18 protein-coding genes are annotated in these 19,871 nt (G+C 59.7%); 7 read left to right on the top strand and 11 right to left on the bottom strand.

The window, feature by feature from the left end:
- Positions 1 to 2 precede the first annotated feature (2 nt).
- The 3 genes from EQV90_RS15245 to EQV90_RS15235 form a co-directional block, all read right to left on the bottom strand.
- On the bottom strand, positions 3 to 221 hold the full coding sequence (locus EQV90_RS15245) for a hypothetical protein (RefSeq protein WP_003446414.1): 219 nt from the start codon (positions 219 to 221) through the stop codon (positions 3 to 5).
- A gap of 125 nt (positions 222 to 346) precedes the next feature.
- The gene (locus EQV90_RS15240) at positions 347 to 1,690 is read right to left on the bottom strand and encodes a DUF2235 domain-containing protein (protein ID WP_127196680.1); all 1,344 of its coding nucleotides are present in this window, start codon (positions 1,688 to 1,690) and stop codon (positions 347 to 349) included.
- A gap of 187 nt (positions 1,691 to 1,877) precedes the next feature.
- Positions 1,878 to 2,282 (bottom strand): TraR/DksA C4-type zinc finger protein, encoded by a 405-nt coding sequence (locus EQV90_RS15235; RefSeq protein WP_003446412.1) that lies wholly within the window; start codon positions 2,280 to 2,282, stop codon positions 1,878 to 1,880.
- 378 nt (positions 2,283 to 2,660) lie between these two features.
- On the opposite strand from EQV90_RS15235, the gene EQV90_RS15230 reads away from it, so the two are divergent.
- Together EQV90_RS15230 and EQV90_RS15225 are read left to right on the top strand one after the other, a co-directional pair.
- Complete coding sequence (locus tag EQV90_RS15230) at positions 2,661 to 7,730, top strand: RHS repeat-associated core domain-containing protein (RefSeq protein WP_240878354.1); 5,070 nt, start codon at positions 2,661 to 2,663, stop codon at positions 7,728 to 7,730.
- Between the two features lie 130 nt (positions 7,731 to 7,860).
- On the top strand, positions 7,861 to 8,517 hold the full coding sequence (locus EQV90_RS15225; RefSeq protein ID WP_240878353.1) for an alanyl-tRNA editing protein: 657 nt from the start codon (positions 7,861 to 7,863) through the stop codon (positions 8,515 to 8,517).
- Here EQV90_RS15225 and EQV90_RS15220 read toward each other — a convergent pair whose 3' ends face one another.
- Both EQV90_RS15220 and soxR read right to left on the bottom strand, forming a co-directional pair.
- Positions 8,518 to 8,982: a GNAT family N-acetyltransferase gene (locus EQV90_RS15220; protein WP_240878352.1), complete on the bottom strand. Its 465-nt coding sequence runs from the start codon at positions 8,980 to 8,982 to the stop codon at positions 8,518 to 8,520.
- 70 nt (positions 8,983 to 9,052) lie between these two features.
- On the bottom strand, positions 9,053 to 9,517 hold the full coding sequence (gene soxR / locus EQV90_RS15215) for a redox-sensitive transcriptional activator SoxR (protein WP_003447721.1): 465 nt from the start codon (positions 9,515 to 9,517) through the stop codon (positions 9,053 to 9,055).
- Between the two features lie 113 nt (positions 9,518 to 9,630).
- Between soxR and EQV90_RS15210 the strand changes: the two genes are divergently transcribed.
- Entirely contained in the window at positions 9,631 to 11,103 is a 1,473-nt protein-coding gene (locus tag EQV90_RS15210; protein WP_240878351.1) for an MFS transporter, read from the top strand.
- Here the strand turns inward: EQV90_RS15210 and EQV90_RS15205 are convergent.
- The 3 genes from EQV90_RS15205 to EQV90_RS15195 form a co-directional block, all read right to left on the bottom strand.
- Positions 11,066 to 11,806 (bottom strand): class I SAM-dependent methyltransferase, encoded by a 741-nt coding sequence (locus tag EQV90_RS15205; RefSeq protein WP_003447719.1) that lies wholly within the window; start codon positions 11,804 to 11,806, stop codon positions 11,066 to 11,068. The two genes, EQV90_RS15210 and EQV90_RS15205, sit on opposite strands and share 38 nt — an antisense overlap.
- Before the next feature lie 121 nt (positions 11,807 to 11,927).
- The gene (locus EQV90_RS15200; protein ID WP_240878350.1) at positions 11,928 to 13,139 is read right to left on the bottom strand and encodes a YeeE/YedE family protein; all 1,212 of its coding nucleotides are present in this window, start codon (positions 13,137 to 13,139) and stop codon (positions 11,928 to 11,930) included.
- A 144-nt stretch (positions 13,140 to 13,283) separates the two neighbouring features.
- A complete protein-coding gene (locus EQV90_RS15195) occupies positions 13,284 to 13,967 on the bottom strand; it encodes a helix-turn-helix transcriptional regulator (RefSeq protein ID WP_003447717.1) in 684 nt (227 codons plus the stop codon).
- Between the two features lie 369 nt (positions 13,968 to 14,336).
- Between EQV90_RS15195 and EQV90_RS15190 the strand changes: the two genes are divergently transcribed.
- On the top strand, positions 14,337 to 14,792 hold the full coding sequence (locus EQV90_RS15190; protein WP_003447716.1) for a GFA family protein: 456 nt from the start codon (positions 14,337 to 14,339) through the stop codon (positions 14,790 to 14,792).
- Positions 14,793 to 14,871: 79 nt separating this feature from the next.
- Here EQV90_RS15190 and EQV90_RS15185 read toward each other — a convergent pair whose 3' ends face one another.
- From EQV90_RS15185 to yghU, 3 genes are all read right to left on the bottom strand, one after another.
- Entirely contained in the window at positions 14,872 to 16,251 is a 1,380-nt protein-coding gene (locus EQV90_RS15185) for an NAD(P)/FAD-dependent oxidoreductase (protein ID WP_240878349.1), read from the bottom strand.
- 87 nt (positions 16,252 to 16,338) lie between these two features.
- On the bottom strand, positions 16,339 to 16,551 hold the full coding sequence (locus EQV90_RS15180; protein ID WP_240878348.1) for a hypothetical protein: 213 nt from the start codon (positions 16,549 to 16,551) through the stop codon (positions 16,339 to 16,341).
- A 192-nt stretch (positions 16,552 to 16,743) separates the two neighbouring features.
- Positions 16,744 to 17,586, bottom strand: coding sequence for a glutathione-dependent disulfide-bond oxidoreductase (gene yghU / locus EQV90_RS15175; RefSeq protein ID WP_240878347.1), 843 nt, complete (start codon positions 17,584 to 17,586; stop codon positions 16,744 to 16,746).
- Positions 17,587 to 17,871: 285 nt separating this feature from the next.
- Between yghU and EQV90_RS15170 the strand changes: the two genes are divergently transcribed.
- The 3 genes from EQV90_RS15170 to EQV90_RS15160 all read left to right on the top strand — a co-directional run bounded on the left by EQV90_RS15170 (position 17,872) and on the right by EQV90_RS15160 (position 19,817).
- Positions 17,872 to 18,414, top strand: a complete 543-nt coding sequence (locus EQV90_RS15170; protein ID WP_240878346.1) for a DUF3455 domain-containing protein — start codon at positions 17,872 to 17,874, stop codon at positions 18,412 to 18,414.
- 108 nt (positions 18,415 to 18,522) lie between these two features.
- Positions 18,523 to 19,089 carry a sigma-70 family RNA polymerase sigma factor gene (locus EQV90_RS15165; protein WP_029612448.1) on the top strand — a complete coding sequence of 189 codons (567 nt, stop codon included), beginning with the start codon at positions 18,523 to 18,525 and terminating at the stop codon, positions 19,087 to 19,089.
- Complete coding sequence (locus EQV90_RS15160; protein ID WP_003447706.1) at positions 19,086 to 19,817, top strand: anti-sigma factor; 732 nt, start codon at positions 19,086 to 19,088, stop codon at positions 19,815 to 19,817. Before EQV90_RS15165 ends, EQV90_RS15160 begins: the two co-directional genes overlap by 4 nt.
- Positions 19,818 to 19,871 lie beyond the last annotated feature (54 nt).

Here is a 19,871-nt window from a genome sequence, read left to right as displayed (position 1 = left end):
CATCAAGCGCGCTGAGCATGCCCCCTGTTGCACAGTTGGCCGGCATTCAGCTGCGCCAGCCATGCCGCGCGGCACTCTTCGGCTTCCGGGCGACTGGAAAAAGCCGTCCCGCGCTGCTCACCATTGACCAGCACCACCCAGCAGGCCTTCTGCCCGGTATCGCGCAAACTCTTGGGCACACCACTCCCGATCATTACGGCAACATCAACTTGATTGGACATGATGGTTTCTCCAGCTATTAGTTAGGCACCTAACGATGTCGGCTATATTAGTGGCTAACCGTCGCCGGAAAAAGCTATCTACGGCATAGATCAATTGCATAAGCCGTAACAATCTTCTGCTTTGCCTAGGCGTAATCCGGTGCTTTCTGATCGAAGACCCAGCGCCCGCCTTCCTCGGGAATATTGAAGAAAGCCCTTTGCACCACGGCCTCGCCCGCCCCCACGCCGGGGTTCCAGTTGGCCGACTGGTGGATATAGCGCTGGCGCAGCAAACGTTCTTCATCGGCGCTCAGCTTGATCGTCCCCTGGCGCACCTGGGCCTCAAGTGTGGCCATTATGGGCTTCAGCTCATCGGGCAACGCGGCCTGGGCATCGGTCAATGCGTTGAAGGGCACACCGTGCTCAACCGCCAGGCCATGCATGATCCGCAAATGCACCCGGGCAAGACGGCCATCGATCCTGCGCTGCATGAACACTGCAGCCTGTACCCGTTTCATCGGGTCTTCACGGCTACCTTCCTTGCGTTCAAGAGTGCGGATCTGCAGGAAATTCTCCGCAGCGCGGGGATCAATCAGGTCTTCGGCCTGCCATGCCAGCAACTGAGACTGGGTCAACTTCCAGGCCCGGGTCTGTTCAATGGCTGTGGACGGCTGCACCAGATTGCTCTGCCAGCGGCTCAAAAAAACCTGTTCCAGCATATCCAGCGGATAACCGCCGCCGACGTCGGCATGCGCCCCCGGCACCGCAATATCCAGCGGCCACTGTGGCGCGATGCGACTCAAGGAAAAATTTCGCCGTTGTTCATCCCGCGCGCTCAACTGGACCACCTGTTGCGCGCAGTCCGGGCCCAGGTACAGGTTGAGTCCGGGATTGATGTCATCGGCCACATCCCCCCAATCCTCCAGCCCGCCCATGGCGGCGACTGTGTCAAACAGACCAATAAAGTGGATGGAGCATGCAAAGTCGGCGGCCAGGGCAAACTGGGCGGTAAATGCGCTGGCGTTGATCTGGTTCACAAAATGCCGGGCCGCCGCCGCGCCGCGACTGAAACCAAACAGGTCCAGCTGCAAACGGCTCAGGGTATTGGGGGGCAGCTGCGCGACAAAGTGTTGCAAGCACTCCGTCAACCGGGTCCGGGCCAGTTCAGCCTTGCCCAGCACCCCCGTATGGCCACGACCATAGGTCTGGCCCGGAAACTGAGTATCGGCCGCGCCGGTGGTGGTGCCGATACCGCTGATATACAGCGAAGTCACGGCATGGCCAGCAGGGTCAAACCCTGACTGGGCCGGGTAGCACTGATGCAGCTTGGCAATATTGGTCACAGCAGAGGCATAGCTGCTGCCAGGATCAATCAGCAGCCCCTGTTCCTGACGCTGCTGTCCCTGCAGGCTATTGAACTGGTTATTGGCCGTCCCATCGAAAAAGATGCCGACCCGCAACACTGCTCCCGCGTTGCTTGAATTGCTCATCAATCCTGCCCTCGATTATTTCTACTGCGCGCAATAATGCCGCGCCCAATATAAGACGCAAGAAGCACGGCCAGCTCAAGATTCGGAAATTGTTTTGGAGGGGGTTACAACAATGGCTGCAATACGAACGACTGCAGGACCCGACTGATGCCGGAACCGCGTGGCGCGGCTCCGGCAAAGCAAACAGTCAGGCTTGACGCTGATGCTTGTCGATTTGCTCATGGCGCTCTTGAGCTTCGATGCAGTACTTGGTGGTCGGGCTGATCAGCAGGCGCTTAAGGCCAATTGCCTCGCCGCTGTCATCACACCAGCCGAAGCTGTCATCTTTGATGCGTTCCAGTGCTTGTTCCAGTTGAGGCAGCATGCGCTGGTCACGATCGATAGAGTTCACCAACCAGGTACGCTCTTCTTCAACCGAAGCGGCGTCCGCAGGGTCAGCTGGAGTGTCCAGGCTTTCGATCGCGATGCGGTTCTGCTCAATACGCTCGTGGGTTTCAACCTTCATGTTTTGCAACAGCTCGCTGAAAAAAGCATGTTGCTCGGCATTCATGTAGTCATCCGCCGGCATGGCCAGCAACTTATCCTTTGTCATTGATTTCTCTATAAAAAATACGTGCATTAAGGCGAATTAGGGAGCGTCCTGACCGTTCTTCATCCCAACCAGTTAGGTGCCATCTATTTCAAGCGCCACCCGGCACTCAATTTACGAGGGGCGGCAGTCTAAGGCCGACTTATCGAGTCAGCAACTGAAATGACAGCTATTTGTCCAGCAAAACATGGAAAACGACGAAAAACCTGTTACGCAGGGGCTAATGGAGTGCGTTTATCGCAAGAAATTCAATTGTTGCCCTGAAAATGCCCCCAGTGCGGACTTCTGTCCCGCTCCCTCCTACAAACCTCGCTCATTGCTGGCCTCAAGCAAGGGTTCCTATTGTGCGGCTCCTCTCCAGATAGCCAAGGAATAGTCATCATGACTGCCCCGACTGACCACACGACGCCCTCCCCCGAGATCAAATCCGCCCCCAGCCTGCTCAACAGCGGTGACCTGTATTCCGGAGCCTACAACTTTATGAGCAGCATCAGTGCCGGGGTCGATCCGCGCACCGGTGGGTTCTCGGCCTCGGTGAGCCTGCCCACCGGCGCCGCCAACGATTTGCGCGGCCCTATCAGCCAGTTGCGCCTGAGCCATAGCCCGCTGATGGCCGAAGATCAGGGCTTCGGTCTGGGCTGGATGCTTGGTACCACCTCGTGGGACGGGGCCAGCCAACAACTGCAACTCAATTCCGGCGAGCGCTTTCGCGGTGAAATTGTCGGCCAGAGCATGCGCTTCCCGGATGTGCGTTTGCCGGTAGTCGCAGTGACCGTTCAGCGTCAGGAAATATGGGTCAGGCATAACGATGGCACTTGTGAACGACTCGCGCCGTTGCCGGGGCATGCCAGCCTGTGGGTAGTCAGCACTCTGGTGGGTGCCGATGGCAGCGCCCTGAATTTTGACTGGCGTTCGGTCGGCAATGGGGCGTACCTGCAAAAGGTCAGCGATGCCCGGGGCCGCACGGTGCTGGCGCTTTCCTACGAAGGCCAGCAAACCCGTCTGACCTTACAGCCGGATACCCCCTCACAGGTGGTGATGTCTTTTCACCGGGTCTCCGGGCAGTTACGCCGGGTGACAGTGGACGGACTTCCCGACAGTGGCTGGCAGTTTGAGTACAGCCGCAGTGATTCAGGTCTGTTGCTGCTGAGCAAATGCACCCAGCCCACCGGCAGCACCGAAGAGGTGACCTATAGCGAGGCAAACGGTCTGGCGTTGCCGCCGGGGGCACCGTTTGCGCGGATGCCGGTGGTCAGCCAGACCCGCAAGGACCCGGGAGACGGCCAGACGGTGCAACTGGTTCGCTATGACTACGGCCTGTACGGCAGCAACAACTATTTTGGCTGGCCGGCGGTACGTCAGTGGCGCAACCGCGAAGACAATCTCTATCACCTGACCGGTGCCGGGGATTTCCTCTACGGCTCCACCGAAACCCTGATGGATGCCCGGGGTACTGTTTTGCAAACAGTGTCCCGCACCTTTAACCGCTTTCACCTGCTGACCCGTGAACGCACGCTACAGGGCCAGACCCTGCAAGAAACTGAAACCACCTATTACGACGAGCCCTGGCTGCCCATTGCCCGGCAACTGCCGTATTTCCAGTTCCCGCATAAAGTCATTACCCGCAAGGCGCAGCTCGACGGTCAACGGGTACTGCGGGAGCTTGTTACCGAGGAAGAAACCCGCTACGACGAGCTGGGTAACCCGGTGTGGCACCGCAATGCCCTGGGCGGGATTGAAGAGTCCGAGTACTACCCGGTGAGCGGCGAGAGCGACAACTGCCCGGCCGACCCATTGGGCCGCATCACCCGCCTGAAAAGTCGTACCGTCAGTCCGCCACCCGGCACCGAAGGCCCGGTCAAGCAGACCCGCTACCGTTATCAGGCGCTGCCGGTACGTCAGGATGCTCCGGGGTTTGCATTGCCTACCTTTGTTCAAAGCAGCGAGGAACAGCTACTGCTGGTCGAAGGTGAAAAATTTAGTGAGCTGGGCCGCTCGACGCAAAGTTTCATTAACGATCCGGCCTCACCCCATCACGGCCGTATGCTCAGTGAAACCCAGACGGTAGAGGGTAAAAGCACTACCCGGGCCTACAGCTACAACCTGACCCAAGCCCCAAACGCCCGCTCTCTTGAGCGCGCAGTCCTGCAGGAAAATGTCACGATTACAGGTCACGATGGCCAGTCAACTGTTGCGCAATCGTCGCAGGATTTGTACTCCGGCCTGATGGTCACCGAGCAGACCGACGAGCAACTGCGCATGGTCTTTGCCCACGATGCCCTGGGCCGTGTGACTCAGGAAGTCGCGGCCCCGGATTCGGCGTTCGAGGCTGAGGTCAACTGGGCCTATTCCTTGTCAGCGAACCAGCGCTGCCAGACCCGAATCGGCGCTTCCGGGCGTAAGGAAACTGTCTGGCTCGATGGCATGGCCCGGGAAATCCGCCGTGAAAAACAGACCGACAGCGGTGAGACCTATACCGCCTGGACCGCCGAATATGACGTGCTGGGCCGGGTGTTCCGTGAAACGACTTACGATCCCGGTAACGAAGACGTTCCGGCCCTGAGCCTGACCACCGAACGCACCTTTGATGATTGGGGCAATGTGCTGACTGAAACCGGCGCGAACGGTGTCACCCAGCACACCCTCGCCGACCCGGTAGCCCTGACCGGCAGCAGCTGGCAGACCGATGCCAATGGCGTGGCCGGGGCCAGAACAGTGACCACCCATAGCCTGGATGGCAAGCCGCTGACCGAAAGACTGTATTGCGCAGACGGCGTACTTCAGCACGAACTTAGCTGGAGCTATGACGGCCTTGGCCGCTGCATCAGCCAGTTCGATGCCATGGGCCTGGAGACCCGACAGCAGTGGGATGTGCGGGACAGACTACTGTCCACCACCCTGCCCGACGGCAGTGTCATCAAGCGCACCTATGCCGAAGGGCACGATGGTGAATTGCCGGACACGGTCTCGATCACTCATCCGTCTTTGGGCACTAATGAAGTACTGCTGGGCGAGCGTAAATATGACGGTCTGGGCCGACTGGTGTGGGAAAAGGTCGGGCAGAGTGTCTCTGAATGGGAATATGCCGAAGGCGAAATTCACGCCCATAGCCAAATCCTGCCCGACGGTACCCGGGTGAAGAGTGAGCGCCAACCGGAACTGGGCGGTGCATTGCTGTCGCTGCAAGCCCCCGGCATCAGCGTGTTCAATCAATACGATCCGCTAAGCGGCCTTTTACTGGAATCCCGGGGCAATCTGGGTCTGCAAAAAGATCACTGGTCCCCGTCCGGCCAACTGAGCAAAGCCGACTACGCCTGGCATGGTGATCAGCCGCGCTCGCAACAACAAAGCACCACCCCGGCGGGCACAGTGACGCGTCTGACCGATGCCGATGGTGCCGAACAGCGCTGCCAGTACGACGAATTGGGTCGCTTGATTCAACAGCAAGGCCCTGACGTCACGGTCACCCTCTCCTACGATGCGGCCTCGCGGATTCACCAACAGCGCACGCAATCTATAGACGGCTCGCGGGATATGACCGTAACCCTGGGCTATGACAGCCTGGGCCGCCCGGCCCGCCGAGAAACGGCTACCCGAACGTCGAATGCACAGCATGTAGAAGTGCAGACCCAGCAATGGCGTAAAGACGGCAAGCTTGCGCAGCGTGAACTGACCCGCGACGGTGTTCTGGTGCGTAGTGAAACCTTCGACTACGACCTGCGCGGACGGGTGATTGCCCATCGCCTTGCAGGCCCGTCGTTGCCCGAAGATGCCCACGGCAAAACCTACCGCGAGCAACACTTCCAGTACGACGCCCTCGACAATATTCGTCGACTGGAAACGGTCTTTGCCGACGCCAGCGCCAACAATGTCAGTACATTTACCTACAACCCTGCCGACCTCACCCAACTGCTTAGCGTCAGCCACAGCCGCGCCGATTACCCGGCACCGGTAACCCTGGAGTACGACGCGCTGGGTAATCTCAAACGCGACGAGCGCGGTAATCCACTGCACTACGACGCCCTGGGCCGACTGATCGGGGTAACCCTGCCTACCGGCGAACGCCGCTGGCACTACGGCCCGGCGGGCAACATCATCAAGACCGAAGACTCTACCGGTCCGCGCTGGCGTTACCACACCGGCGGCCAGCTCAGCTGCGAGATGGGTGAAAACACCCAGACCCGCTGGGTACGGGCCGGTGACGTCCCGGTGGCAGAAAGCCGACTGGCATCGGCAGTGCGCGAAGTGATGCTGCTGGGCACCGATGCCCAGGGTTCGATAACCACTGAGGCCAATGACGGGATTAACACCCCGGTCTACGGCGCCTACGGCCAGAGCCAGCCCGGTGCCGGCCGACTGGGCTACGCCGGCGCTTTGCGCGAACAGGACAGCGGCTGGTACTTCCTAGGTGATTACCGCATCTATAACCCGGTGCTGATGCGTTTCCACAGCCGTGACAGCCTCAGCCCCTTCGGCGAAGGCGGGCTCAATGGCTATGCCTACTGCGCCGGCGACCCGGTCAACCGCATCGATCCATCGGGTCATTCGTGGCTGGACTGGCTGTTACCGGCGGCCGGGATCGCCCTGGCCGTGATCGGCACCGTGGCCTCCCTGGGTGCATTGGCGGCGCCCACCGCGGCGCTGACCGCCAGCTATGTAACGGCCGTCACCACCGCGACCTTGAGCGTGGTGTCGCTGGCAGCGGATGTGGCCTCGATAGCCTTGCTGGCCACCGGCAATGAAAACGCCGGGCGGATTCTGGGCTGGGTGGGCATGGCAACGGGGCTGGCCTCGGCGGCCCCGTCGATGGCCGGGGCTGCGGCCAAGGGGGTCAAAAAGGCCGGCAAGTTTGTGGGCAGCTGGCAGTACAAACTGCAACATGCCGGCGGTGCACCGGGAGGCGGCCGGGGATTTCCCGGACATGCCCAGCGAGTGGGAGCAACGGCTGCGCCGATACCTAAGATGGATCTAGCCTATTTGCTGGAACAAGGACCGACCCGGGAGCGCTTTTTACCGCACTTGTCCCGTGCTGATCTGCAAAATATCGGGCAAACCAACTCGGCTAACAGGGCAGCAGTTTATTCAAGCTGGTCATCCACTTCTTTTGAACCACTCCAGCTTCCTTACAGTGGCAGAGCCGGCTTTGTTAACGGGCATCTGGAGCAACTACCCTATCCAATTATTCATAATCCCGACTATGTCGCCGAGGTCAGACAAACTATTTCAGGTAATCACCCCAGGTATTACCCTTGGCAGATCGGTGCGGCAGGTATCGAGAACCCAAGACAGTTAAGAATTATAGAACCCATGATTTTCGATAACATGGTTCCGGACAGACTTGCTGACCCGCAATTTTTTACCGGAAGGTACGCAAGTTTTGAACTGGATTTTCAGTGGTTTTCACAGCGAGGGGAAATAGTGCGCAGAGAGCAACTTTGCCGGATTCTGTAGCGGCCTGCGCAGAGCTGAACATATTCAGCCGGAGTGTTGAATAAAGGCCCTGAACAGCAAGATCGTACAAGAACTGCAGATCCGGATTGATTAGCATAATCGCCTTTCTGGAGCAAAAGGATCCTTGGCCGTGACTCGAAAGGTATTTTGGGACGATCCCTATCGAACAACCCTGGACACTCTCGTCAGTCACGTCGATGGCGAGAGGGTTCAGGCCCGGGCAACGATATTTTTTGCGTTTTCCGGGGGCCAGGAAAGCGATGGCGGTTCCCTTGCCGGATACCCGGTGCTCAAGGCTGAAAAACATGGCCTGGACATCATTTACAGCCTGCCCCATGACCATTCGCTGAAACCGGGCGACGCAGTGACCTGGCAGATTGACTGGGCGCGGCGATACCGGCTGATGCGCCTGCACTTTGCAGCAGAAATGGTCTTGCAACTGGTCTATCAAAGATGCCCGGGCATCCAGCGTATCGGCGCGCACATAGCTCAGGACAAGGCCCGCATCGATTTCGCCAGTGATCAGAACCTCGCCCCGTTGTTCCCGGAGATCGAATCGGCGGCCGCACAATTGATCAGCCGCGACCTGACTATATTCACAGACTTCAGCGATGTGCCGACACAGCGCCGATTCTGGGAAGTCGAGGGTTTTGCCAGGATGGCCTGTGGCGGCACCCATCCCAGATCAACCCGCGAGATTGGCGCTGTAAAACTCAAACGCAAGAATACCGGCCGGGGCAAGGAGCGGATCGAAATCATGCTGGTGGATCCAGCGCATGATGGCTGATCAGCGAACTGACAGAGCCTTGCGCATAAACACCCGGGCGAATCCATTTTCGGTGGCCCTGCGGGTTTCCTGGTAGCCAAGCTTTTTATAGATTGCGATGTTCTCGGTCATCAGCTCATGGGTGTAGAGCCGTATGGCGTCGCAGCCATTACGCAGTGCATGGCGCTCACAGAAGGCCATCAGTATTTTGCCGATACCTTTGCCTTTATACCGAGGCTGTACGGCGATATTGATAAGGAGCAACCCTGTATCCTCCAGGCTCATCACCAGCACCCCCAGCAGATCCGCCCCTTCTTCAAGTACGAAGGTGTGGGTATCAGCCACCACCTGCCGGTAATCATCCAGCATGGGGCCCGGTTTTTTTCCGATCCTGCGGATGTAAGGCTCATAGGCCTGGTTAACCAGCGCAGCAATGGCCTCAGCATCGCCCTGACCGGCGCGACGAATAACTCTCACAGTATGCAATGCATGCCTCCCGGGCAAAGATGCCTTATATCCACCCGTCATTCCCGCCCCCGCGGCCGGGGGCAGGCCTTCAATCAGCCAATGACGCGGTGTCTTTTTCGAGCAAAACCGCACCTGCCCCGAGCCGGTTCAAATGATCGCCCGGATTGCGTAGCGGACAGTCCTCCATCGACAGGCAGCCACAGCCGATGCAACCGTCCAACTGGTCGCGAAGCTGGCTGAGGCTGCGTATCCGTTCGGCCAGCATGTCCCGCCAGATTGTCGAGAGATGCGCCCAGTCCGTGGCCGTCAGTGGTCTCCCGGATGGCAGCTGGTCCAGCGCACCCTTGATGGTGGCCAGGGGAATACCGGCACGCTGTGCGATTTTGATGATGGCAATCCGGCGCAGAATATCCCGCGAATAACGACGCTGATTGCCCGCATTGCGCTGCCCGTGGATCAGCCCCTTGGCCTCGTAGAAGTGCACGGTGGCAATGGTGACACCGCAGCGACGGGCGACCTCCCCTACCCCAAGCAGCACGCGTACATCAATCATGGACCCCTGACTCCTGTTGACCTCACCTTTACATGAGGTCTTATAAAGAGTGTCGGCTTGCCTTTGCAAGCCTTCATTCGCTGCTGCGAGTGACCTCACCAAGTGGAGCCACCATGGACCAGCGTCACGTTCCGTCTGATCAACACCCGCAATCGGTACCAGCGCCACAGCCTTGTGCACGCCCCGCAAATACCGGCTGGGCCGCCCTGCTCTCGGGCGCCAATGGGGTGCGCTCACTCGCGCTCGCCGGTGGTGTCATCCTGCATGCGGTCAATGTCTATATAGCCACCACGATTCTGCCATCGGTGGTCAGGGACATCGGCGGCATCGACTATTACGCCTGGAACACCACCCTGTTCGTCGCGGCCTCGATCCTCGGCTCCGCGTTGTCGGCCAGGCTGCTCGCCCGCACCGGGCCCCGAGGTGCCTATATCAGCGCCAGCCTGGTGTTTGCGGCGGGCGCGTTGATCTGCGGGCTTGCCCCGTCAATGCCGGTGATGCTGCTCGGGCGCTTTATTCAGGGACTGGGCGGCGGGTTCCTGTTCGCGCTCTCCTACGCAATGATCCGCCTGGTATTCGATGAATCCCTGTGGCCGCGGGCGATGGCGCTGATCTCGGGCATGTGGGGGGTGGCAACCCTGGTCGGCCCTGCCATCGGCGGCATCTTCGCCGGGTTCGGGGTATGGCGGGCAGCGTTCTGGTCGCTGATCCCGGTGGCAGCGCTGTTCGCCCTGCTGGCTGCAACCGTACTGCCCGGACGCAGTGCCGACAGAGCGCCAGGTTCGCCACTTGCGCTGGCCCAACTGCTGTTCTTGACAGCAGCAGTGCTCGCTGTTTCAGCCGGCAGCGTGTCGCCCGAGCTGTCACACAATATTCTGGGGCTTGGCGCCGCCGTCATCCTCACCGCCCTGCTGATACGTAGCGAACGCCGAGCCCGCCACCGGCTGTTGCCTGATGGGGCGTTCCGGATCAGCACTGCGCTGGGTGCTCTATATGCCACGATGTCATTGCTTGCGGTCGCGGTGACCAGTGGCGAAATATTCGTGCCGCTGTTCCTTCAGGTACTGCACCATCAGTCCGCCCTGGTCGCCGGTTATCTTGCGGCGCTGATGGGGGCCGGCTGGACATTGGGCTCCGTTGCCAGTTCAGGGGCGAGCGGCGCAGGCATCCGGCGCGCAATCCTCGCCGGGCCGATCCTGGGCCTGGTCGGCATGCTGATGCTGGCGGTTTTGATGGGTAGCCCAAGTAGCGGTGACTGGTTGGCGGTCATGCCGATCTGCCTGGCGCTGGTAGCAATCGGACTGGGGGTGGGCCTGGCCTGGCCGCACCTGCTGACCCGGGTGTTCCAGGCCGCGCCCGCGGGCGAGCAGGACCTGACCAGTGCGTCCATCACCACCGTGCAGTTATTTGCCACCGCGCTCGGCGCAGCGCTGGCGGGGATGGTGGCGAACCTCGCCGGCCTCACTGAACCCGGTGGCATCGCCGGCACCATGAGTGCGGCCGGCTGGCTGTTCGGGGTGTTCGCACTGGCCCCGGTGATCGGCGTTTTTACTGCCCTGCGGGTGATCCGCTTGAGGCCGTCTTAGTCGTCAACCAGGCGCCCCAGAACAGGCTGCTGAAGAAACGGGTGGCCGCGCCGAACCCGGCCTCATGCAGCAGTTTTTGCACCGCCGCCTCGGAGTGTGGCGGGTCCGCGCCCTGGAGGATTTTGCCAAGCTTGACCTTTACTTCATCGGCGCTGGCTCCGTGTTGCCGCCAGCGCTGGCCCCAGGCCGCAAGCAATAACGGCTCGCTGGCATAGGCATGGTGATTGCCCGCGACAATCAGCGGCGCACCCGGTTCAAGACGAGCCTCGATCGATTGCAGAATGCGGCGCTTGGCATCGTCCCCGCCCAGATGGTGGAGCACACCGACAAGGGTGGCGGCGTCATAAGTGGCGTCTGCCGCCAGGTCCTCAATATGCCCAAGGTGGATATCGGTTCTTGCAAGCAAACCGCGGGCATCCAACTGCTGCCTTGCCACCTCCAGCATCGGTTCGCATGGGTCGAGCGCAGTGAAGCGCCAGCCTGGCTCCAGCGCTGCCATCGCAATGATTTCCTGGGCCGTACCACCAGCACCCACCACCAGAATTTTCGCCGTGTTGCGGTGGCCCAGGCTGGCCGCCAGCATGCACGCCGCCAGCTCGTGACAGGCGTCATATCCTGCCAGCGCGATGCGGCTCTGGCGCCCGTATTCATTGGCCCGAGAGGCATCGAATTTTGCAACGGCGTCGCTGGTGGATGATTTCAAGGGGGTTCTCCATGGCTTGAAATCAAATTACTCCTGCCGGGCCGATAATAAAAATTCATTAATTTTATATATTGGATTCCAGAATGGAATACGCGACGCAATCTCAGGATTTACTGAGCGTTCAACAACCGCTCAATGCCTGCGGTCGAGGCTCACTGGCAAAGAACCAGGGCCGCAGACGCACGCCCACGCTATTGCCGATAAACGCTGCCACTAACCACAACCAGCCATGCAGGCTGCCCGAGGCGATGCCGCTGAAGTACGCGCCAATATTGCAGCCGTAGGCCAGACGCGAACCGTAACCGAGCAGCAAACCACCGATCACGGCTGCGAGCAGCGAGCGCGCGGGGATTTTCAGGCTTGGTGCGAAACGCCCGGCCAGCCCGGCGGCCAATAGCGCACCCAGAACAATGCCGATGTCCATGACGCTGGTGATGTCTTCCCACACCGGTGCGGCCAGGGCTTTGGCGTTGCCCGGGACCTGCCAGAACACCCAGCTTGCGACATCGATACCCAGCCCGCTGGCAACCTTGGCTCCCCACAACGCGAACGCCGAAGTAATGCCCCATGGCCGGCCCGCCAGCGCCAGGGTGGCGTAGTTGAGCAAGGCCAGTGCAATCGCCCCCCATACCAACGGCCACGGTCCGCGCAGGAAGCGCCGCAGGCCCTGGTGCTCGCTGGTCACGCCCGCTTCAAGCTGACCGTGACGGCCCTTTTCCAGGCGCACGGTCACCGCGGCGATGATCCCGAACAAGGCCAGGCTTGCGAGCATCGCCGGCACCACACCGAAGCTCTTGACGATGGAAATCGCCGGGAACGATGGCAATGCAAACCACCAGTCAACGTGCTGGGTGGCGATCAACGAACCGCAGATAAAGAACAACAGGGTCACCAGCATGCGTGCATTGCCGCCGCCCACGGTGAACAGGGTGCCTGACGCACAGCCGCCGCCCAGTTGCATGCCGATGCCGAAAATGAATGCACCGAACACCACCGAAATTCCGGCCGGCGCCACCAGCCCGACCACCGGCTGGCCGAACAGAGTGCCCGCCCCCAACGCGGGGAAGAACAGCACCACAGCCAACGCCAGCATGACCATTTGTGCGCGTAAACCTGCGCCCCGCCGATCAGCTATGAACACCCGCCAGGCCGAGGTAAAGCCGAAGGCTGCGTGATAAAGGGTCAACCCCAGTGCCGCGCCCACCACCAGCAACAGCACCTGGCGCGAGCCGACGCTGTTTTGCAGGAAGGCGGCGCCAAACACCAGCAAGACAAAGGCCACCAGCGGCGCAAACGACTTGCGCGCGGGCGTCATAGAGAGAGAACTGCTCATGAAGAATCTCGGTCCGTTTGATTACGATTAATTGCGAGGGCGCCGAGTATAAACCCGGGAGCGGCTCCGATCTGCGGGTAATTGGTGCCGGGCACCCAAGGCCTGTGCCCGGACAGGTTCAAACCGCAGCGGCTTCAACCCCTGTCAGGCGCCGAATGTTTTAGCCAGCGCGGTTGCTCCCCTGGCGGTCAGGGTGAGTGCCCTGGAGTCGAGATGACGGCTCACCCAGTCGCGTTTGAGCATCAGTTCCAGCAGTGCGGCCCCCAGCGCGCCGCCCATATGCGGCGTGCGCTCGCTCCAGTCCATGCAGGGATAGGCCAGGCGCCTGCGTTGCTGCACCAGGTAATCCACCTCAATCCCCAGTCTGGCCAGCAGCTGCGCACCTTTCTCGGTGAGGTCATAGTCCTGGCCCTGGATCTGGATCCAGCCCTCTGCCAGCATTGCGTCATGCACCTTCACCGCGATTTCGCCGGCGCAATGGTCGTAGCAAGTCCTTGCCTGCTTCAACGCCGAAGGCGTACTGGGCCTGAATACCGTCGCTGCGCGATCGGTGATCGACAGCAGCGCTTCCAGCGCCCGGGCCACTTGCGGACTGTTGAGCCGGTAGTAACGATGACGGCCCTGCACATGCATCTGCACCAGCCCCTGCTCACGCAGCCGTGCAAAATGACCGCTCGCAGTGGACGCCGCAATATCGGCCAGTGCCGCAAGTTCAGTGGCCGTGCGTGCGCGGCCATCCAGGAGCGCGCACAACATTATCGCGCGCGACGGATCAGCAATTGCCCCCGCCACCGCCGCCAGGGAAAGATCCGCAGCTTCAACATCCATAGTTCACTCAATCCCGAAGTGTTGATGTACCGGAGCGCCATACTGAGGCCAAATACCCTGAAGCGATAGATCGATGAGTCAATCAGGTTTCTTTGGCCACGAGGTGGTAGCGGCGACGACTTCGGCACCCTGTTCTGCAGCATGTTCGGCAACCGCTACCAGGACATGCCGCCGCCGGCCAGAGAAGTCATCAGCCAGGTTAAACAGGTTGGGCTGCCTACTAATCTGTAGTGAAGCAATACTAAATATGACAAATTGCCCGAGGATCAAAGAACCTGCGCCATCTGTCCGCAGGCTGCGCTTTCTGGCCATGTATGCGTCAGGCCAGCGCGCACCGAGCCCACCTTCCAGTTGCCAGCGAGGCCTGTCATGAGCACAACCCCTGCCGATAACCGCCCGGTTTACCAGGCTGCCTGCCATTGCGGCACCGTACGTTTCGCGCTACGGCTGAGCGATGGCCTGAACACGGTACGCCGGTGCAATTGTTCCTACTGCCGTATGCGCGGTGCGGTCGCCGTGTCGGCCAATCTGGCAGACATCGAGATAGTGCAGGGCAAGGATGCGCTGACGCTCTACCAGTTCAACAAGAACGAAGCCCGGCATTACTTCTGCTCGCGCTGTGGCATCTATACCTTTCACCAGCGCCGCTCTTCCCCCCATCAATACGGCGTGAACATTGCCTGTATCGAACACATGAGCCCGTTTGATTTCGCAGAAGTACCGGTGCTCGAAGGCCGCGCCCACCCCAATGACCGCGCGGACAAAAGGCCTTTGGTGGCGGGCTGGTTGCGCTATGAAGAGAATCGGCAGGTAACGGGTGATTGACGGCTGCCGGCCAGAACGGCAGTAGCAGCGCTACGGCTGGCGGCTTGCACGACCGGGTCGGCAAGCCTTGAGCCCGGCCCTAGCGCTGACGCAATAGGTTAACGTCGCCTTTGGCCCGGGTTTCGCGCAGGTACTCGTCCATCGAGTCATCCAGCGCCTGCAACCAGCGGGTATGGTGCGGGACCGCCGCCGTGCCGGTGATCACCGACCGATAGGACTTGTCGCGATAACCCATGATGTCGTGCTTCTTGTCGGTCTTCCACTTGAGAAAAATCCGGTTCACGGCATCGATATCGAAACTTGGATAGTCGGTCTGCTCGATCAGGTGCTTGATGTAACTGCCCTGGAATTCGTACATCGAGGCCGTGGACTCCAGGCTTTCTTCCCGGGCACGCCAGCGGGCGCTGTCGGCCTTCATGGCCGCCGGTGCAGGCAGGCCAATGCGCCCGAGCATGTAGTCGCGGGCATACCAGGCCTGGGCGTCGAACAGGTTGAAGCTGTACCAGAGGTCCTGCATGCCGAGGTAGATCAACTGCGGATTGTCTTCCCATATCACCCCTTTATAGAGCTCTGCGGGCCACAGCCGGTTGCCCGTCTTCAGGGTCAGTTCCTCGGACAGAAAGGGGAAATGGTGCTTGTAGCCGGTGCAGAGGATTATCGCGTCCACCCGCTTGCTGGAGCCGTCGATAAAGTACGCCATGTCGCCGTCCACTTTGCTCAGTTGCGGGCGCTCCTCCCAGTTTTTGGGCCACTTGTAGCCCATGGGCTGGGTGCGGTAAGCACTGGTTATCGAGCGCGCACCGTACTTGTAGCACTGCGAGCCGATGTCCTCAGCCGAGTAGCTGCTGCCCACGATCAACAGGTCCTTGCCCTTGAGCTCGGTGGCTTCGCGGAAGTCGTGGGCGTGCATGATGCGCCCCGAAAAGCGCTCAAAACCTTCGAAGGCTGGCACATTCGGGGTCGAGAAATGGCCGCTGGCAACCACCACAAAATCGAATACCTCAGTCTTGCTCTGCTGCAGGCTGTAGTCATGGGAAGTGACGCTGAACTCCCGCGTCGCCTGGTCGAAGCTGACATGTTTGACCGCCGTATTGAAGCGAATGTAATCACGCACACCGGCCTTGTTCACCCGGCCCTGGATGTAGTCCCAAAGCACTTCACGGGGCGGATAAGAAGAGATCGGTCGACCGAAATGCTCATCGAAGCTGTAGTCGGAAAACTCCAGGCACTCTTTCGGGCCGTTGGACCACAGGTAACGGTACATGCTGCCATGGACCGGCTCACCGTGCTCATCAAGCCCGGTGCGCCAGGTGTAGTTCCACATACCGCCCCAGTCGGCCTGCTTCTCGAAGCAAACCACATGCGGCATGGAAGCGCCTTTGGCATGGGCGGATTGAAAGGCACGCAGTTGCGCCAGGCCGCATGGACCGGCACCGATAATAGCGACACGAATAGACATCTGATTCCCTCGACAGTTAAACGCAGAAAAATAAAACACCGCCCCGGACGGCTAAAGCCGCAGGCAACGGGAGAAAGAGTTCAGGCGTTAAGCTGCAGCTGGCGGGAACGAGCGCTTGCGTTTGAATGCCACCAGCACGTCGTGGGGCAGCATTGGCTGGTATTGATAGCGTCTGGAGAGCTGTGCATTGGCACAAGGAGAAGCCATGAACCGAGCGGATTTCAGGTTAGGCCCATGGCCATCACTGCGTTGCGCAGGACGGGGGGCCGAAAAGCGAAAGATACGTGTGTTCTCATGCATGGGGGCTAATCCAGCCTCTTTTAGTTATGAATGCTCTGTAGCTATAAGGGATTGAAACGTTGATTGCAAGAATAAAACCCGTAGGGCCAGCATGGGTAAGTGCCGGCCCGGGACGCTTGGGTTTATGCGGGCAGCCCTGGCAAGGGGCTGCCCGTCAGCACCCGAAACCGCCAAGGGGCGGCTGCCGAGCGACTAGCTGCGCGCGTCGAAGTCACTGGCATCGTGACGCTCGGGCAACTGCTGCGAAGGGTCCCCCGAAATCCGGTTGACCCGGCGTCCTCGCTGGACCGCAGGCCGCGCCTCAACGGCATCCGCCCAGCGCTGGACATGCTTGTAATCCTGCACCGAAAGGAACTGCGCGGCCTCATATAACCGGCCTTTGAGCAGGCCGCCGTACCAGGGCCAGATCGCTATGTCGGCGATGGTGTATTGATCGCCGGCGACGTATTCGTTCACCGCCAGCTGCTTGTCCAGCACGTCCAGTTGACGTTTGACTTCCATGGCAAAACGGTCGATGGCGTACTCGATCTTGATCGGCGCGTAAGCATAAAAATGGCCAAACCCGCCCCCCAGATACGGCGCGCTACCCATCTGCCAGAACAGCCAGGACAGGCACTCAGCCCGGGCCGCCGGTTCGGTGGGGACAAACGCCCCGAACTTCTCGGCCAGGTACAGCAAGATCGCTCCCGACTCGAAGATGCGCACGGGCTTGGGCCCGCTGTGATCCATCAGCGCCGGAATCTTGGAGTTAGGGTTTACCGCGACGAAGCCGCTGGAGAACTGATCGCCTTCACCAATCTTGATCAGCCAGGCATCGTACTCGGCCCCTTGATGACCGAGGGCCAGCAACTCCTCCAGTAAAATGGTGACCTTCTGCCCGTTGGGCGTGGCCAGGGAATACAGCTGCAGCGGATGACGCCCCACCGGCAATTCCTTGTCGTGGGTGGCGCCGGCCACCGGCCGGTTGATGCTGGCGAAAGTCCCGCCGTTTTCCTTGTTCCAGGTCCAGACCTTGGGTGGTACGTAATCAGTCATGCGTGATACTCCCGGGATTCAATTGCGCGGTGGACCAGCCAATATAGATAACGCTGCAACCGTGCAGTTCAGAACAGACGAAAAACTCGACCATACACCTTCGAAGAGCGCCGGAGTACCGACAGCTTGCAGCGCTGCAAGCCGGCCCGGACCTTGACCCGCAGACTGGCTGAATCTTCCAGCGTTGATATTTTTTCCAGTTAGCTGCATCCAGTTGCTTCTCCCGTGGGTAGTACAGGTAGTAGCCATAGCTGCTGAACTGATTACCTTTCTGGAGAGATTTGCATGAACGCTAAACGATTCCTGGGCATTGTCAGCACTACGCTTGCGGCTACCTGCTTGTTGGTCACAGTGCCAGCTGCGTATGCCCAAACAGATTTGCCCGACAGCATCAAGGTTCCTGACGGTCACAAGGTCGCCCTGGAGACTGTGGGCGTAGGCGAAGTCACGTATGAGTGTCGCGACAAAGCGAACGTCGCCGGTCAGACCGAATGGACTTTTGTCGGGCCCAAAGCAGTGCTTAATGATCGCAGTGGCAAACAGGTCGGCACCTACTTCGGACCACCTGCCACCTGGCAAGCCAAAGACGGCTCTAAAATCACCGGGACGCAACTGGCGGTTGCAGACTCAGGTACTGGTGACCTTCCCTATCAGTTGGTCAAGGCCAACCCTGCGCAAGGCAACGGCGCGATGAGCAATGTCAGCTATATCCAGCGAGTGGCCGTAAAAGGCGGCGTAGCACCCATGACCGAATGCACCGCTGCAAACAAAGGCAAGCGCGAGGTGGTGAAATATCAGGCTGACTATATTTTTTGGGCAGCCAATTAAGCCAAGGATTCAGAACAGGCGGTTAGCGCGCAAAGTCGTCTACTCTCCTTCGACGAAACCCCGGCCCGATGGCTGGGGTTATTTACCAACTGCCGGCGGCTGAAAACTTTGTCTCTACCTGAACCCTGTTTTGACTATGAAGCCTGTCTGGCTGCTTGCGCCCGAGGCGAGCAGCAGGCATTGCAGGACTTGTATCAGCAGGAAAGTGCCCGTCTTTTAGGGGTTGCCAAGCGAATCGCTCGCGACAACGCCCTGGCCGAAGACATCGTGCACGATGCCTTTATCAAGATATGGACTCGTGCCGCCAGTTTCGATCCTGCACGAGGTTCTGCACGTGGCTGGATCTTCATCGTGACGCGGCATTTGGCGCTGAACTTCATGCGAGATAACGCCCGGGAAGTGCAGGTCAGCGAGCACAGCGAAATGGCACTGCACGATTTAGCGTCCATGCAGACATCGTCAGGGAATGTGGACAGCTTCGATTATCGAGCCCGTTCAGGACGTATTTATGTGTGCCTTGAGCAACTGGAGCCGGCGCGGCGCAACTGCATTCTTCATGCATATGTCGATGGCTATTCGCATTCGCAAATATCGCAGAAACTGGGCACCCCGCTGGGGACTGTCAAAGCCTGGATCAAACGCAGCCTGGTGGTATTGCGGGAGTGCATGGGATGACCAGAAGCCCTGAGGGTGAGAGTCCCGACAACATTGATGAATTGGCGAGTGAGTATGTGCTGGGCACGTTGCCGGCCGAGCAACGCATCAAGATTAAAAAGCGTCTCGCTCAGGACGCCGATTTGCAAACAGCTGTCGATGCGTGGGAACAACGCTTGCTTGCCTTGACCGAACTGGCTGAACCGCAGCCCCCCTCTGCCCTGCTCTGGAGGCGAATCGAGCGCAGCGTGAACAGCACTGACCGGCGAGCATCAGGAGTGGCAGCCACCGCGAAGCCAACTTCATGGTGGAACCTTCTTCCTCTATGGCGTGGGCTCGCGGGAACAAGTCTTGTCGCAACGCTGTTGCTCGGATCAATACTCCTGACACGAACAGCTGTGGTAAACCCGACCACCTACCTGGTCGTTCTGGTAGCTCCGCAGAACCAGGCGCCCGGCTGGGTTATTCAGGCGAGCAACCCCAGGGAAATCCAACTGATACCTTTGGAGGTAGCGCAAGTCCCGGCTGATAAAGTACTTCAGTTCTGGACCAAAGCGGACGGCTGGCAAGCACCGGTATCCCTTGGCCTGGTCAAGCCAGGGCAAACGTTTTCAGTCCCTTTGGATAACCTGCCCCCTCTGGAACCCAACCAGCTCTTTGAGCTGACTCTGGAGAATCCCAATGGATCGCAGACCGGAAAACCCACAGGACCGATTCAGTTTATTGGCCGGGCCGTTAAAGTGATCTGAACAGGGGATGAATTGCCCCGACTTTCCTGGACGCCTTTGAGCGGCTGCTTCTGG

This window comes from Pseudomonas sp. TMW22089 (genome assembly GCF_022496645.1).
GTDB lineage: Bacteria > Pseudomonadota > Gammaproteobacteria > Pseudomonadales > Pseudomonadaceae > Aquipseudomonas > Aquipseudomonas paraversuta.
Note: the sequence above shows the minus strand (reverse complement) of the source record. Positions and strands in the feature narration are given on the sequence as shown.